The 14,651-nt window shown below is 75.0% G+C and carries 13 protein-coding genes and 1 pseudogene; 6 read left to right on the forward strand and 8 right to left on the reverse strand.

Annotation, left to right across the window (positions count from 1 at the left end; genetic code table 11):
• Positions 1 to 16: 16 nt before the first annotated feature.
• Entirely contained in the window at positions 17 to 649 is a 633-nt protein-coding gene (locus tag ACFY61_RS23175) for a hypothetical protein (RefSeq protein WP_389474673.1), read from the forward strand.
• Positions 650 to 766: 117 nt separating this feature from the next.
• Here ACFY61_RS23175 and ACFY61_RS23180 read toward each other — a convergent pair whose 3' ends face one another.
• A complete protein-coding gene (locus tag ACFY61_RS23180; RefSeq protein ID WP_389474675.1) occupies positions 767 to 3,181 on the reverse strand; it encodes an ATP-binding cassette domain-containing protein in 2,415 nt (804 codons plus the stop codon).
• 10 nt (positions 3,182 to 3,191) lie between these two features.
• On the reverse strand, positions 3,192 to 4,313 hold the full coding sequence (locus ACFY61_RS23185; RefSeq protein WP_389474707.1) for an MsnO8 family LLM class oxidoreductase: 1,122 nt from the start codon (positions 4,311 to 4,313) through the stop codon (positions 3,192 to 3,194).
• Between the two features lie 65 nt (positions 4,314 to 4,378).
• On the opposite strand from ACFY61_RS23185, the gene ACFY61_RS23190 reads away from it, so the two are divergent.
• Positions 4,379 to 4,879 carry a hypothetical protein gene (locus ACFY61_RS23190; RefSeq protein WP_389474677.1) on the forward strand — a complete coding sequence of 167 codons (501 nt, stop codon included), beginning with the start codon at positions 4,379 to 4,381 and terminating at the stop codon, positions 4,877 to 4,879.
• A 91-nt stretch (positions 4,880 to 4,970) separates the two neighbouring features.
• Here the strand turns inward: ACFY61_RS23190 and ACFY61_RS23195 are convergent, their stop codons facing one another.
• Positions 4,971 to 5,186 carry a dodecin gene (locus ACFY61_RS23195; protein WP_389474678.1) on the reverse strand — a complete coding sequence of 72 codons (216 nt, stop codon included), beginning with the start codon at positions 5,184 to 5,186 and terminating at the stop codon, positions 4,971 to 4,973.
• A 174-nt stretch (positions 5,187 to 5,360) separates the two neighbouring features.
• Here ACFY61_RS23195 and ACFY61_RS23200 point away from each other — a divergent pair, with 174 nt between their 5' ends.
• The 3 genes and pseudogenes from ACFY61_RS23200 to ACFY61_RS23210 all read left to right on the forward strand — a co-directional run.
• Positions 5,361 to 6,626, forward strand: coding sequence for an extracellular solute-binding protein (locus tag ACFY61_RS23200; RefSeq protein ID WP_389474679.1), 1,266 nt, complete (start codon positions 5,361 to 5,363; stop codon positions 6,624 to 6,626).
• 265 nt (positions 6,627 to 6,891) lie between these two features.
• On the forward strand, positions 6,892 to 7,665 hold the full coding sequence (locus tag ACFY61_RS23205) for a GNAT family N-acetyltransferase (protein WP_389474681.1): 774 nt from the start codon (positions 6,892 to 6,894) through the stop codon (positions 7,663 to 7,665).
• Positions 7,662 to 8,192: pseudogene (locus ACFY61_RS23210) on the forward strand (lysophospholipid acyltransferase family protein); the annotation flags it as partial. The gene ACFY61_RS23205 and the pseudogene ACFY61_RS23210, both read left to right, overlap by 4 nt.
• Positions 8,193 to 8,464: 272 nt before the next feature.
• Here ACFY61_RS23210 and egtD read toward each other — a convergent pair.
• The 4 genes from egtD to egtA form a co-directional block, all read right to left on the reverse strand.
• Positions 8,465 to 9,448 carry an L-histidine N(alpha)-methyltransferase gene (egtD, locus tag ACFY61_RS23215; protein WP_389474683.1) on the reverse strand — a complete coding sequence of 328 codons (984 nt, stop codon included), beginning with the start codon at positions 9,446 to 9,448 and terminating at the stop codon, positions 8,465 to 8,467.
• Entirely contained in the window at positions 9,445 to 10,206 is a 762-nt protein-coding gene (gene egtC / locus ACFY61_RS23220; protein ID WP_389474684.1) for an ergothioneine biosynthesis protein EgtC, read from the reverse strand. Before egtC ends, egtD begins: the two co-directional genes overlap by 4 nt.
• Positions 10,206 to 11,468, reverse strand: coding sequence for an ergothioneine biosynthesis protein EgtB (egtB, locus tag ACFY61_RS23225; RefSeq protein ID WP_389474708.1), 1,263 nt, complete (start codon positions 11,466 to 11,468; stop codon positions 10,206 to 10,208). Before egtB ends, egtC begins: the two co-directional genes overlap by 1 nt.
• A gap of 98 nt (positions 11,469 to 11,566) precedes the next feature.
• Entirely contained in the window at positions 11,567 to 12,787 is a 1,221-nt protein-coding gene (gene egtA, locus ACFY61_RS23230) for an ergothioneine biosynthesis glutamate--cysteine ligase EgtA (RefSeq protein WP_389474710.1), read from the reverse strand.
• A gap of 290 nt (positions 12,788 to 13,077) precedes the next feature.
• Between egtA and ACFY61_RS23235 the strand changes: the two genes are divergently transcribed.
• A complete protein-coding gene (locus tag ACFY61_RS23235) occupies positions 13,078 to 13,920 on the forward strand; it encodes a TIGR02452 family protein (RefSeq protein WP_389474686.1) in 843 nt (280 codons plus the stop codon).
• Here the strand turns inward: ACFY61_RS23235 and ACFY61_RS23240 are convergent.
• Positions 13,905 to 14,378 (reverse strand): type II toxin-antitoxin system PemK/MazF family toxin, encoded by a 474-nt coding sequence (locus tag ACFY61_RS23240; RefSeq protein WP_389474688.1) that lies wholly within the window; start codon positions 14,376 to 14,378, stop codon positions 13,905 to 13,907. The genes ACFY61_RS23235 and ACFY61_RS23240 overlap by 16 nt on opposite strands.
• Positions 14,379 to 14,651: the final 273 nt, after the last annotated feature.

Below are 14,651 nucleotides of genomic sequence, written 5' to 3' on the forward strand. Positions count from 1 at the left end.
GGCGACAGTGTCGCCCATGGCACAGACACGCAGAACCGTGCTGGCGGCGGCCCTCGGGCCACTGGCGGCCGGGGCGGCGGGCCTGACGGGCTGCTCCGCCGAGGAACCGGACCCCGGACCGGCACCCGGGCCGGAGCGCCCCGCCGACGCCCTGATCATGCTGATCCGGCACGCGGAGAAGCCGTACGCGGGCGACGTCGGCGAGGACGACGAGGGGAACGACGACCCCGGCTCCCTCGCCGGCCGCGGCCGCCGCCGCGCCGAGGCCCTGCCCGGGCTCTTCCCGCCGGCCCGCCGGGCCGCCCTGCCCGCCCCCGCCACCCTCTTCGCCCCGGCCGGGCCGCTCGCCCGCTCCCGCCAGACCCTGGCCCCGCTGGCCGAGGAACTGGGCCTGCCGATCCGCGCCGAGATCCCGCCCGGCCGCGAGGCCGCGCTGGCCCGGGCCGCGCTGGCCGCCCGCACCCCGGTCCTGATCTGCTGGGAGCACACCGGCTTCCCCCGCCTCGTCCGGGCCCTGGGCGCCGCCGGCGTCACCTCCGTGCCGGCCGGCTGGCCCGACCGCTACGACCTGGTGTGGATCCTGACCCGCCGACGGGCCGTCTGGTCCTTCCGCGAGATGGGCCAGCACCTGCTGCCCGGCGACGCCTGACCCCCGCCGCGCCGTCGAAGCTGTGCCGAAGCCCCGCCGAAGCGTGGCCGAAGCGTGGGCGAAGCCCCGCCGAAGCTCCCCGGAGCCCCGCCGCCCGGGCCCGCCGTACGAGGAGGCTCAGGCCCGAGCCGCGCCGGCCGCCACCGCCCGCGCCAGGTACGGCGCCGTACGGCTGTCCGGCGCCGCGGCCACCGCGGCCGGCGGGCCCGCCGCCACCACCCGGCCACCCGCCGCACCACCCGCCGGGCCCAGGTCGATCACCCAGTCGGCGCCCGCCACCACCGACATGTCGTGCTCCACGACCACCACCGAATGCCCCGCGTCCACCAGCCCGTGCAACTGGCGCAGCAACAGCTCCACGTCCGCCGGGTGCAGCCCCGTCGTCGGCTCGTCCAGCAGGTAGAGCGTGTGGTCCCGGCGAACCCGCTGGAGCTCCGACGCCAGCTTGATCCGCTGCGCCTCGCCGCCCGACAGCTCCGTCGCCGGCTGCCCGAGCCGCAGGTAACCCAGCCCGATCTCCCGCAGCGCCCCCAGGCTGCGCGCCGCCGCCGGCACGTCCGCGAAGAACCCGGTGGCCGCCTCCACCGTCAGCCCCAGCACCTCCGCGATGTCCAGCCCGCCGTACCGCACCCGCAGGGTCTCCTCCCGGTACCGGGCCCCCGCACACTCCGGGCACGGCGCGTACGTACTCGGCAGGAACAGCAGCTCCACCGAGACGAACCCCTCGCCCTGGCAGGCCTCGCAGCGCCCGCCCGGCACGTTGAACGAGAACCGGCCCGCCTTCCAGCCCCGCTCCCGGGCCCCCTCGGTGTCCGCGAACAACCGCCGCACCACGTCGAACAACCCCGTGTACGTCGCCAGGTTCGACCGCGGCGTCCGACCGATCGGCTTCTGGTCCACCTCCACCAGCCGGCGCACCGCGAAGTCCTCCCCGGCCGCGATCCGCCCGGCCACCTCCTCCGCCAGCGCGCTCCCCACCAGCGTGGACTTCCCCGAACCGGAGACCCCGGTGACCGCCGTGAACACCCCCAGGGGGAACTCCACCGAAAGCTCCCGCAGGTTGTTCCGGTTCACCCCGGACAGCCGCACCGAGGCCCCGGAGCCGGCCCGCACCGCACGCGGCTCCCGGACGTCCCCACCGCCACCGCCACCGAAGAGGAAGCGGGCCGTCGCCGACTCCGCCACGCCGGCCAGCGCGGCCGGCGGCCCGCTGTGCAGCACCCGCCCGCCGCGTTCCCCGGCCAGCGGGCCCAGCTCCACCAGCCAGTCCGCGTGCCGCACCACGTCCAGGTCGTGCTCCACCACGAACACCGTGTTCCCGGCCTCCTTCAGCCGGTCCAGCACGCCGAGCAGCGCCTCGGTGTCCGCCGGGTGCAGCCCCGCCGACGGCTCGTCCAGCACGTACACCACCCCGAACAGCCCCGACCGCAGCTGGGTCGCCAGCCGGAGCCGCTGCAGCTCGCCCGCCGACAGCGTCGGCGCGGTCCGGTCCAGGCTCAGGTAACCCAGCCCCAGCTCCACCACCGGGGCGATCCGGGACCGCAGGTCCGCCGTGAGCACCCGCCCCGCCCCGCCGGCCCCGGCCGCCTCGCCCGCTCCGGCCAGGACCCGGTCCAGCGCGGTCAGCGGCAGCGCGGCCAGCTCGGCGATGGTCCGCCCCGCGAACGTCACCGCCAGCGCCTCGGAACGCAGCCGGCTCCCACCGCAGGCCGGGCACGGCGCGTCGGTGAGGAACCGCTCGGCACGCGCCCGCAGCGTCGCGCTCCTGCTGTCCGCGAACGTCTTCATCACCCACCGGTGGGCGCTCATGTACGTGCCCTGGTAAGGGCGTTGGATGCGGTCCGCGTCCCGCACCGGGTGCACCGTCACCACCGGCTGCTCCTCGGTGAACAGGATCCACTCCCGCTCCGCCGGGTCCAACTCCCGCCACGGCCGGTCCACATCGTGCCCGAGCGCTTCCAGCACGTCCCGCAGGTTCTTGCCCTGCCACGCACCCGGCCAGGCCGCGATCGCGCCCTGACGGATCGACAGGCCCGGGTCGGGCACGAGCAGTTCCTCGCTCGTCCGGTGGATCCGTCCGATCCCGTGGCAGGACGGGCACGCCCCGGCCGCCGTGTTCGGCGAGAACGCGTCCGAGTCCAGCCGCTCCGCCCCCGCCGGATAGCTGCCCGCCCGCGAGAACAGCATCCGCAGGGAGTTCGACAGCAGGGTCACCGTCCCGACCGACGACCGCGCCCCCGGCGCGGAGCGCCGCTGCTCCAGCGACACCGCCGGCGGCAGACCGGTGATCGAGTCCACCGCGGGCGCGCCGATCTGGTGGATCAGCCGTCGCGCGTACGGTGCGACCGACTCGAAGTACCGCCGCTGGGCCTCGGCGTAGACGGTTCCGAAGGCGAGCGAGGACTTCCCGGAGCCGGACACCCCGGTGAACACGGTGAGCGCGTCCCGGGGGACGTCCACGTCCACCCCGCGCAGGTTGTGCTCCCGGGCGCCCCGGACGCGAATGGACGGATCGGCAGTCGGCTGGTGCATTCGCCCCAGTTTAGGCGCCGGTCCGCCCCCGGGCCGGACGGGGGCCGGCCACCCCCGCCCCCGGCCCCCCGCCCACCCCCGCCGCGCCCGCCCCCGCCGCGCCCACCGCCGCCGCGGTCGCGGTCGCCCGGTCGCGTACCGCCGCCAGCCGGGCAAGGGAGTCCAGCAGCGCCTCCCGGTCGAAGGTGGAGGTGGTGACGAGCAGCTCGTCCGCGCCGGTGGCGGCCGCGACCCGGTCCAGTTCCGCCGCCACCTGGTCCTCCGTGCCGTGGACATGGCCCTCCAGCGCCCGCTCGAACCGCTCGCGCTCCTTCGCGCTCATGGTGGTCCGCGCTGCCTCGGCGACCTCTTCGGCGGGCGCCAGCGGCGGGAAGCTGCCATGCGTGCGTGCGTACGCCGCCGACCAGGCCTCCGGCACCAGCAGCAGCCGGGCGGCCTCCTCCGTGGCCGCCACGGCCACCGTGCCGGAGGCGATCACGTACGGCCGTTCGCCCCACGCCGTCGGCCGGAACGCCGCCCGGTAGCGCTCGATGACCTCCACCACCCGGGCCGGGTCGCGGAGGTCGCCCACCACCAGCGGCAGCCCCGCCCGCCCCGCGATGCCCGCGCCCTCGCCGGTGGCCAGGACGAACGCCGGGACGCGCAGCGCCCCGTCCGGGTGCGCGCGGACCCCGGGGTGGGTCTCCTGGGTGCCGTCGATCCAGCCGAGCAGCTCGTGCAGCCGCTCCTCGAAGGCATCGGCGTCGGCGGCGTCCCGGCCCAGGGCCCGCCGTACGCCGCCGGTGAAGCCGACGGACCGGCCCAGCCCCATGTCGATCCGGCCGGGGAAGAGCGACTCCAGCACCGCGAACTGCTCGGCCACCACCAGCGGCTGGTGGTTGGGCAGCATGACACCACCGGTGCCGACCCGGATCCGGCCGGTCGCCGAGGCGACCGCGGCCGCCAGCACCGTCGGAGCGGAACCGGCGACACCGGGCACGCCGTGGTGCTCGGACACCCAGAAGCGGTGGTAACCCAGCTCCTCGGCGCGGCGGGCCAGCGCCACCGTGTCGCGGAGCGCCCGCGCACCGCCCTGCCCGCGGCGCACGCGGGACCGGTCGAGGACCGACAGCTTCCGGATCATCGGGTTCATACGCATGTCAACGCCGTCCGGCTGCCGGGATTCCCCGCAGCCGGACGGCGCCTAGGCTGACCCGTATGAGCGACGCCCGAACTCCCGCACGCCGGCCGCTGGCCGTCTTCGACCTGGACAACACCCTCGCCGACACCGCCCACCGGCAGCACTTCCTGGAGCGGCGGCCGCGGGACTGGAACGGCTTCTTCAAGGCCGCGCCGGCGGACCCGCCGCTGTCCCGGGGGATCGAGCTGGTCCTCCGGAGCGCCGACGACTGCGAGGTGGTGTACCTGACCGGCCGTCCGGAACGGTGCCGGGCCGACACGCTGGAGTGGCTGGAACGCCACGGTCTGCCCGAGGGCCGCGTCTGGATGCGCGGCAACGCCGACCGCCGGCCCGCCCGGGTCACCAAGCTGGAGGTACTGGGCAGGATCTCCCGCGGCCGCCGGGTACGGATGCTGGTCGACGACGACGAGCTGGTCTGCGAGGCGGCACGCGCGGCCGGGTTCACGGTGGTGCGCGCCGACTGGGCGCAGGAGGCACCGGAGCTGCACCGCGCGCAGGAGGGCGAGGGCCGGACCTGACGGCCGGGCGGGGAATGCCGGGGCGCGAGGGCCGGGCGCCCGGGCCGGGCGCGAGAACCGGGCCTGACGCCGGAGCCCGGGCGGCGGGGCCTCAGTCCTCGCCGTCGAGCCGGAAGCCGACCTTCAGCCCCACCTGGTAGTGCGCGATCCGGCCGTCCTCGATGTGCCCGCGCATCTGGGTGACCTCGAACCAGTCGAGGTTGCGCAGGGTCTGGCCGGCCCGGGCGATGCCGTTGCGGATCGCCTGGTCGAGGCCCTCGTGGGAGGTGCCGACGATCTCGGTCACGCGGTAGGTGTGGTTCGACATGGGCTCTCCCGGCGGTGCGGAACGTGGTGGCTTGGTGCCTTGTTCCACCGTGCCCCAGTGCAGTCGGTTACGCGAGATTTGCGAAGAGAATCCCTGGCCGAAGCCTCTTGATCCGGCACTTGGTCTATGCCAATTTCAAGCCATCTCGAGTTCGACACCAGAAGGTGGCCTTCCGTGAAGATCCGCTTCCCCGCCGTGTGCGCCGCTCTGGCCGCGGCCGTCGCCCTGACGGCCTGCGGCACCCTGCCCGGCTCCGACGGAGGCGACCCCGAGAAGGTCACCCTGTGGCTGATGAAGGGCAGCGCCTCGGAAGGGTTCATCACCCGCTTCACCGAGACCTTCGAACGGGAACACCCCGGCCTGGACCTGGAGGTGAAGGTCCAGGAGTGGACCGGCATCGGCGAGCGCGTCAACGGCGTCCTCAAGGGCACCTCCACCGAGACCGCCGACGTCATCGAGGTCGGCAACACCCAGGTCGCCCAGTACATCGAGACCGGCGGCCTGTCCGAACTCACCCTCGAAGGCCTGCGCGACTGGGGCGGCAAGGACTGGCTGAAGGGCCTCTCCGACCCCGGCAGCGTCAACGGCGCCCAGTACGGCATCCCCTGGTACGCCGCCAACCGGGTGGTCATCTACCGCAAGGACCTCTTCGAGGCGGCCGGCGTCAAGGACGCCCCGAAGACCCGCCAGGAGTGGCTCGCCGCCACCCAGAGACTCGACAAGGGCGCCCAGCAGGGCATCTACCTCGCCGGCCAGAACTGGTACGTACTCGCCGGCTTCATCTGGGACGAGGGCGGCGACCTCGCCGTCGAGGGCGGCGGCGCCTGGAGCGGCACCCTCGACACCGACCAGGCCCTGGCCGGAATGGCCTTCTACAAGCAGCTCCACGCCCTCGGCGAGGGCCCGGAGGACGCCGACGAGGAGACGCCCCCGCAGGCCGAGGTCTTCGCCCGCGGCCAGGTCGCCCAGATCATCGGCCCGCCCGGCCAGGTCGCCCAGATCGAGCAGCACAACCCCGCCCTCAAGGGCAAGCTCGGATACTTCGCCATCCCCGGCAAGACCGCCGACAGGCCGGGCGCCGTCCTCACCGGCGGCTCCGACCTGATCATCCCGCAGAAGACCGGCAACAGGCGCGCCGCGATCGAGGTCATCAGCGCCCTCGTCAGCGAGAAGTGGCAGACCGAACTCGCCCGGACGATGAGCTACGTGCCCAACAAGACGACCCTCGCCCACGTCGTCCAGGGCAACGACGGCGCCACCGCCATGACCCTCGGTGCCGCCCAGGGCCGGGCCACCCCCAAGTCCGCCCGGTGGGCCGACGTCGAGGCCGAGAACCCGATCAAGCCCTACATGACGGCCGTCCTGAACGGCCAGGACCCCAGGCGGGCCGCGAAGACGGCCTCGGACCGGATCAGCCAGGTGCTCAGCTCCGACCGCTGACCGCCCGCGGAGCCACGGCCCGGCCGCCACCGGCGGCCCCGCGGCGTCACCCACGGCCCGGCGCCGTCACCCACCCCGCGGCGTCACCCACGGCCCGGCCGCCACCGGAGGCCCCGCGGCTTCACCGGCGATCCCCGGCATTCAGCGACCGCACATCCGGGGGCCGCCGACCGGTCATGTCGAGTCCAGCCGGTCACGGAAGAAGTAGGGAGAGCCAGGCCACACACCTCCGGCCTGGCCGCCCGCGTCCGGACCAGGAGCCGCCATGACCATCGCCCCCCTCTCGCCCGTCCAGCCGCTCGCCCCCACCGCCCCCCGCTACGCCGTCCGCCTCGCCCGCGACGAGCGCGAGGTACGGGCCGCCCAGCGGCTCCGCCACCAGGTCTTCGCCGGCGAGATGGGCGCCCGCCTCGACGGCCCCGAGCCCGGCCTGGACGCCGACCCCTTCGACGCCTACTGCGACCACCTCCTCGTCGTCGAGGAGCACACCGAACAGGTCGTCGGCACCTACCGGCTGCTGCCGCCCGAACGCGCCGCCGTCGCCGGCCGCCTCTACTCCGAAGGCGAGTTCGACCTCTCCGCCCTCGCCCCCATCCGTCCCGACCTCGTCGAGGTCGGCCGCTCCTGCGTCCACCCCGACCACCGCAACGGCGCCGTCATCGCCCTCATCTGGGCCGGCCTCGCCCGCTACATGGAGCGCTCCGGCCACAACTGGCTCGCCGGCTGCTGCTCGATACCGCTCGCTGACGGCGGCGCCCTCGCCGCCGCCACCCGCGAGACCGTCCTCGCCCGCAACCTCGCCCCCGCCGAGTACCGCGTCACCCCCCACCTCCCGTGGAAACCCCAGGGGACCGCCGTCACCGGCCGCACCGAACTGCCCCCGCTGCTCCGCGGCTACCTGCGGCTCGGCGCCTGGGTCTGCGGAGAGCCCGCCCTGGACGCCGGTTTCGGCTGCGCCGACCTGTACGTCCTGCTGTCGCTGCGCCGCACCAACCCCCGCTACCTCAAGCACTTCCTCTCGCTCGCCCCGGTCGCATGAGCACCTGGCTGCCCACCGCGCCCTGCACCCCCGCGGCCTGCGCCACCCACACCGGACGGGCCGCGGGAGTCCCGCGCGCCGTGCTGCGGCTGGCCGCGGTCCTCGTCCTGGTGCTGCTCGGGATCCTCGGCGCACCCCCCACCAGGCTGCTGCCGGACGCGCCGCGACGCGCAGTCGTCCGCGCCTGGTGCGCCGCGCTCGTCCGCGCCTTCGGGATCCGGACCACCGTGCACGGCAGCCCCGGCCCCGAAGGCGGCCGGCTGGTCGTCGCCAACCACATCTCCTGGATCGACGTCCCCCTGGTCGCGACCGCCCTGCCCAGCCGGATGCTCGCCAAGGCCGAGATCGGCCGCTGGCCCGTCCTCGGCCGCCTGGCCGCCCGGGCGGGCACCCTGTTCATCGAACGCGACCGGATACGCGCCCTGCCCGGGACCGTCGGCACCCTCACCGCCGCCCTCCTCGGCGGCGACCGGGTGACCGTGTTCCCCGAGGGCAGCACCTGGTGCGGCCGCGCCCAGGGCGCCTTCCGCCGGGCCGCCTTCCAGGCCGCCCTCGACGCCCGGGTCCCCGTCCAGCCCGTACGCATCGCCTACCGGCTGCCCGACGGCTCCCCGGCCACCGCTCCCGCCTTCGTCGGCGACGACCCCCTGACCTCCTCGCTCTGGCGGATCGCCCGCGCCCGCGGCGTCCACGCCGAACTCACCCTGCTGCCCCGCATCCCGCCCGGCCGGCACCCCGACCGGCGCGCGCTGGCCCACGCCGCCCGCGCGGCCGTCATTGGCGGGCCCGCGGACACCGGTCAGCCGTCCGCCGCACGCGGCCCGTCCGCCACCGACAGCGACAGCGCGAACCGCCCCTCCGCATCGGTCCACCAGTGCACCAGGTCCAGCCCGGCCGCCGCCAGTTCCTCCCGCACACCTTCCTGACGGAACTTCGCCGAGACCTCCGTGAGGATCTCCTCACCCGCCCCGAACGGCACCACCAGGTCCAGGGCCCGGATCTTCACCGTCAGCTCCGTCCGGGCCCGCAGCCGCATCTCGATCCACTCCTCCTCCCGGTTCCACAGCGCCACGTGCTCGAAGTCGGCCGCCCGGAAGTCCGCGTCCAGCTCCCGGTCGATCACCGCCAGCACGTTCCGGTTGAACTCCGCCGTCACGCCACGCGCGTCGTCGTACGCCGCCACCAGCACCGACTCCTCCTTCACCAGGTCGGTACCCAGCAACAGCGCGTCCCCCGGCGACAGCATCGCCCGCACCGCCCGCAGGAACTCCGCCCGCTGAGCCGGCAGCAGGTTCCCGATCGTCCCGCCCAGGAACACCACCAGCCGCGGCCCCGGAGTGTCCGGCAGCCGCAGCGGCGCCGTGAAATCCGCCAGCAACCCGTGCACGCGCAGCCCCGGGTGCCCTGCCAGCAGCGTCCGCGCCGCCCCCGCCAGCGCGCTCTCGCTGACGTCCACCGGCACGTACACCTCCAGCGCGGGCAGCGCCTCGATCAGGTGCCGCGTCTTCTCCGAGGACCCCGACCCCAGCTCCACCAGCGTCCGGGCACCACTGGCCGCCGCGATCTCCCGCGCCCGTTCCAGCAGGATCTCCCGCTCGGCACGCGTCGGGTAGTACTCCGGCAGCCGGGTGATCTCCTCGAACAGCTCGCTGCCCCGCGCGTCGTAGAACCACTTGGGCGGCAGCACCTTCGGCATCCGGGTCAGCCCGTGCAGCACGTCCGCGCGCAGTGCCGCCCCGGCGGCGTGCTCGTCCAGGGTCCGGGTCAGCTGGAAGTCGTTCACGGCAGGATCTCCTTCAGCGGGGTGCAGGCCACCCCGGAACGGGAAACGGTCAGCAGGGTCCGGTCCGGCACCTCGACCCAGCGCGGGTCGTCGTCGTACGGCTCGGACGCCACCACCGTGCGGTGCCCCTCCCCGTCGGCCAGGTACCACAACGAATCCCCCCACGCGGTGGCGGCGATCCCCACCCCGTCGGTGAGCAGCAGGTTCAGCCGGGAACCCGGCGCGGCCGCGGCCACCTCCCGCACCGGCTCGGCCAGCGCCGTCCCCAGCCCGTCGCCCGCCCGCAGCCGCCGCAGCACCAGCGCCCACACCAGCGCCGAGTCCGTACGCGCCGCCAGCCCCAGCAGCGCCCGCGGCGGCAACTCCTCCACGGCCAGCGCCGCCACCGCGTCCGGCCAGTCCCGCACCGCCCCGTTGTGGCTGAACAGCCACGGCCCGTCCGTGAACGGAGCCGCGGCCGCCTCCCCTTCGCCGGTCACCACCGTCGCGTCCCGTACGGCCGCCAGCAGCGCCCGGCTGCGCACCACCCGGGTGATGTCGGCCAGCCCCGGATCCCCCCAGATCGGGCCGGGACGCCGGTACCGCGCCGGAACCGGATCGCCCTCCGCGTACCAGCCGATCCCGAAGCCGTCCGCGTTGACCGTGCCGTGCCGCTGCCGGCGCGGCGCGTACGACTGCCGCACCAGAGACCACACCGGATCCACCAGAACCCGCCCGAGGGCCACCTCGGGCCCCAGGTAAGCGATATGACGGCACATCAGGCAGCGTCCCGGACGGTCCGGAACCCGGCGAAGATCTGCCGGCGCACCGGCAGGTCCCAGTTGCGGAACGTCCCCCGGCACGCCACCGGATCCACCGCGAACGACCCGCCCCGCAGCACCTTGTGCCCCGGCCCGAAGAACACCTCCGAGTACTCCCGGTAGGGGAACGCCCGGAACCCCGGATAGGGCAGGAAATCGCTCGCCGTCCACTCCCACACGTCGCCGATCAGCTGCCTCGCGCCGGCGGGTGACGCCCCCGCCGGATAGCTGCCCGCCCGGGCCGGCCGCAGGTGGCGCTGGCCCAGGTTCGCACGCTCCGGTGTCGGATCCGCGTCACCCCACGGGTACCGCCTCGACCGCCCCGACGCCGGGTCGAACCGGGCCGCCTTCTCCCACTCCGCCTCCGTCGGCAGCCGCCGCCCGGCCCAGCGCGCCCAGGCGTCCGCCTCGTACCAGCTGACGTGCATCACCGGCTCCTCCGCCGGCACCGGCTCCACCACCCCGAACCGGCGGCGCAGCCACTGCCCGGCCTCCCGCCGCCAGAACAACGGAGCACCGATACCGTGCCGGCGGACCTGCTCCCAGCCCTCCGGCGCCCACCAGCGGGGCTCCCGGTAGCCGCCGTCCTCCACGAACGCCAGGAACGCCGCGTTCGTCACGGGCGTCGTGTCCACGAAGAACGCCCCCGTCTCGCGGACGTGCGCGGGCCGCTCGTTGTCCAGCGCCCATGGCTCGGTGGAGGTCCCCATGATGAACTCACCCGCCGCCACCAGCACTTCGGAGACGGCCGGGGGCGGGTCGTACGGCGCCCCGGGATCCGGTGCGCCGAGCACCGGCGGCCCCTGCCGCAGCTGATGCGTGATCAGCATCGTCTCGTCGTGCTGCTGTTCGTGCTGGGCGATCATCCCGAACGCGAAACCGTCGTCGAGCAGCGCGCTGCCCTCCAGCGGAACCCGGTCCAGCAGGTCGAACACCCGGCCCCGGACCTCGGCCGCGTACCGGCGCGCCTGGGCCGGCCCCAGCAGGGGGAGCGAGGGCCGCTCGGCTCTGGGATGCGCGAACGCGTCGTACAGCGGATCGATCTCCGGGTGCATGGCCTCCCGCCCGCCGACACGGCGCAGCAGCCACAACTCCTCCTGGTTGCCGATGTGGGCGAGGTCCCAGACCAGCGGCGACATCAGGGGGGAGTGCTGCGCCGTCAGATCGGCGTCGGTGACGGCGTCGGTCAGTCCGGCGGTCCTCGCCCGCGCCGCCGTCAGCGCCGCCGACGCCCGCTCGCGCGGCGACGGACCGGTCCCGCCCGGAACGGTGGGGCGGTTCTCGGTGGGGCGGTTCTGGGTGGGGCGGTTCTGGGTGGTCACGTCAGCGGATCCTTCCCGGGAAGGGGCATGTCGTCGGCGGGGCACCGCCCCCTCAGCACGTACCGGTCACCGAACGCGGCCACGGCCTCCTGCACCTGCCGCGAAGCGCCGAGCCGCGGCAGGGCCTCGCCCGCCGCCCGGAAACAGGCCTCGGCCGCCGACCGCAGCTCCGGCCCGGCCAGCCCGTGACGTGCGGCCGCCCGCCACAGCGGACTGCGCGGAGCCGGGTCCGGCCCGTACACGTCCGCCAGCCCCTTCACCGCCCGGTACGCCGTCTCGGTGGCCTCGACGTCGTCGAAGAGGGCGTGGACCACGGCCAGCGGCACCACCCAGCCGTCCTCGCCCGGCTGCGCGTCGATCATCCGCAGCTCCAGATGGCCCCGGGGCCGCACCGGCGGGAACAGCGTGGTCATGTGGTACTCCAGATCCGCGGCCGTCGCCGGCCGCGGCCCGCCGCCCCGCAGCCAGCCCCGGAACGTCAGCCCCCGCGGCACCGCCCAGGACGCCTCGCCGTCCGCCGCCCGCACGCACATCACCTCGGTGTCCAGGGCGTGCCCGGCCCACGCGGCGCGCGGCTCCCACTCCAGCGCCGGAGCGAGCGTGCGCCTGGGGTCGAGATCCCCCCACACACCCTGCCGAGCACACCGCCAGCCCGCGTAAGGCCCCTTCTGTACGGGCGAGTTGGCGAACACGGCCACGAGGACCGCACCCAGCAGGTGCGCCAGCCGCCACCGCCGCCCGTACCCGAGCGGCCCCGGCTCCTCGTGACCGGCGTCCACGCACACCTGCACCGAGGCGGACCCGCGCATCATCGTCCGCCCACCCGGCCCGGCCCGGTCCAGGTAGCACTCCATCGCCTCGTACCGCGGCTCGTGCAGCAGCCGCCGCAGCGGGCGCCGCGGATCCAGCCCGCGTCCGTGCAGCACCAGGCCCCGCTCGCGCAGCACAGCCCGTACGGCGTCCAGATCGGCCCGGAGCCCGTCGACGCACCCGGTCAGCGAATCCGCCGGGGCCGAGCTGAGCTCCAGCTGGCCCCCCGGCTCAACGGTGAACACGGACCGCAACGGCAGCGCCCGGGCGGCCTCCAGCGCCTCGGCGAGCCGTTCCTCGCCGACGGGCCGGCCGTCCCGCCCCGGATCACCGTCCAGCACGAGCCATTCGAGCTCGGCGCCGATCAGTCGGGGCGGTCCCGTCTTGAAACAGATGCCCCGCGCCATCGCCTCGGCCGCGTCCTCTGTCAGCGAGCCGGAGGCCGGAGGAGGCGCGGGGGCGTCGGCGGCCGGGGTGTCGGCGGCCGGGGCGTCCGGCGCGGGGTCGGGGGGTGCTTCGTGGGCGGGCGAGTCCTGGGCGGGCGAGTCCTCACGCATGACCGGATCCTTGTCTCCCGTCGAACACCGTGGCATCACCCGTGCCTACCCGTCGGTCTCGGGCCGCGAATCACTGCGACCGTGCCGACGGCGTGAAAACTCCGTTGCCGCCACCGCGCACGGATCCCGACAATCGCAGGATGAGCGGCAGGTTGCGCGCGATAGCGCAGGAGAACATGGAGATCGTGGCGTCCGGCGGTTACCGGACACGGTCGGGACGGGAGGTCTCCCTCGCCGTCGCCGTGGCGGAGGCCACGGCCGGAACCAGGATATACGGGCCTGAATCGGTCATTCCAGGCGAGGGTGGCAACGGCGGGACGAGCCCCCGCCCCACCGTCATCGAGGTCACCGGCGAGAGCAGCACCGCCGCCGCCCGCCGGCTCGCCGCCCACGGCCCCGTCGCCGTACTCAACTTCGCCTCGGCCCGTAACCCCGGCGGCGGATACGTCCGCGGCGCCAAAGCCCAGGAGGAAGCCCTCTGCCGGGCCTCCGCCCTCTACGAGACCCTCCTCCGCGCCCCCGGGTACTACACCGCCCACCGCGAGCAGCGAACCGCCTTCTACTCCGACCGGGTGATCCACTCACCGGCGGTCCCCGTCTTCCGCGACGACCACGGCGAACTCCTGGAAACCCCCTTCAAGGCCGGTTTCCTGACCTGCCCGGCCCCCAACGCCGGCGTCATCCGCCGCCAGGAACCCGGCCGCGCCCACGAGATCCCCGCCGCCCTCACCCGCCGCGCCGAACGCGTCCTGGAGGTCGCCGCCCTCCACCGCTACCCACAGCTCGTCCTCGGCGCCTGGGGCTGCGGCGTCTTCCAGAACGACCCGGCCCAGGTGGCCGAGGCCTTCCGCGGCCTGCTCACCCGCCCGGGGCGGTTCGCCGGAACCTTCGAGCGCGTCGTCTTCGGCATCCTGGACCGCGACGGACGCGTCAGGGACGCCTTCGCCCGCACCCTGGGCGAGGACGCTCACTCCCAGCCGTAACGCTCCCGCAACCGGTCCACGACCAGCTGGAACCGTCCCCGGTCCAGCGCACAGGCCTCCCGTCGCATCCCGGTCTCGTACACCCGCAGCACCCGGTCCACGTCCACCCACGACTCCCGCCGGTCCCGGTCCCACGGACCCGTCCCGATCGCCACCCACTCCCGGTCGTGGTCGTGCCGCTTGCTCGACAACTGCACCGCCAGCAGCGTCGGCCGACCGGCCTCCCGGGCCACCACGAGCACGGGCCGGTCCTTGCCCCGCCCGTCGTTCTCCTCGAACGGCACCCACGTCCAGACGATCTCCCCGGGATCGGGATCCCCGTCGTGAGCGGGGGAGTACTCGGTGCGCACCGGCCCCACCCCGTACGGGTCGGCCTCCACGGTCGCATCCCACCCGCCGCGCCCCGGCCCCTCGAAGCCCCCGCGCCCACCGCCCCGCCCCGCAAAACCAGTCGTCACGACGCCCACGTTACGCGGGCGGGGGTGGGGGAGGGGGGAGGCGGGGCGGGGGCGATGGCGGGCGGGGGTGGGGGCGCTGGGCGTGCTCGGGCGGGGTGGGGATGCCGGGCGGGGGTGGGGGTGGGTGGGCCCACCGGACCGGAGCGTGAACGCGGGGCGGGGGTGGGGTGGGTGGGCCCACTCGGGCGGTGGCGTTGGGTGCGTCGGGGTGGTTGCCCGTCCGTCCCATCGTCCTTCCGTGGCCGTCCGCCCTGTCAAGGGCGCTCCTTCGTC

It is taken from the genome of Streptomyces sp. NPDC012888, from assembly GCF_042900645.1.
Classification (GTDB): Bacteria; Actinomycetota; Actinomycetes; order Streptomycetales; family Streptomycetaceae; genus Streptomyces.

Bases quoted from the DNA above. Each gene is read 5' to 3' on its own strand.
- ACFY61_RS23175 (WP_389474673.1), top strand. From the start codon at position 17: ATGGCACAGACACGCAGAACCGTGCTGGCGGCGGCCCTCGGGCCACTG.
- ACFY61_RS23180 (WP_389474675.1), bottom strand. From the start codon at position 3,181: ATGCACCAGCCGACTGCCGATCCGTCCATTCGCGTCCGGGGCGCCCGG.
- ACFY61_RS23185 (WP_389474707.1), bottom strand. From the start codon at position 4,313: ATGAACCCGATGATCCGGAAGCTGTCGGTCCTCGACCGGTCCCGCGTG.
- ACFY61_RS23190 (WP_389474677.1), top strand. From the start codon at position 4,379: ATGAGCGACGCCCGAACTCCCGCACGCCGGCCGCTGGCCGTCTTCGAC.
- ACFY61_RS23195 (WP_389474678.1), bottom strand. From the start codon at position 5,186: ATGTCGAACCACACCTACCGCGTGACCGAGATCGTCGGCACCTCCCAC.
- ACFY61_RS23205 (WP_389474681.1), top strand. From the start codon at position 6,892: ATGACCATCGCCCCCCTCTCGCCCGTCCAGCCGCTCGCCCCCACCGCC.
- egtC (WP_389474684.1), bottom strand. From the start codon at position 10,206: ATGTGCCGTCATATCGCTTACCTGGGGCCCGAGGTGGCCCTCGGGCGG.
- egtA (WP_389474710.1), bottom strand. From the start codon at position 12,787: ATGGCGCGGGGCATCTGTTTCAAGACGGGACCGCCCCGACTGATCGGC.
- ACFY61_RS23235 (WP_389474686.1), top strand. From the start codon at position 13,078: ATGAGCGGCAGGTTGCGCGCGATAGCGCAGGAGAACATGGAGATCGTG.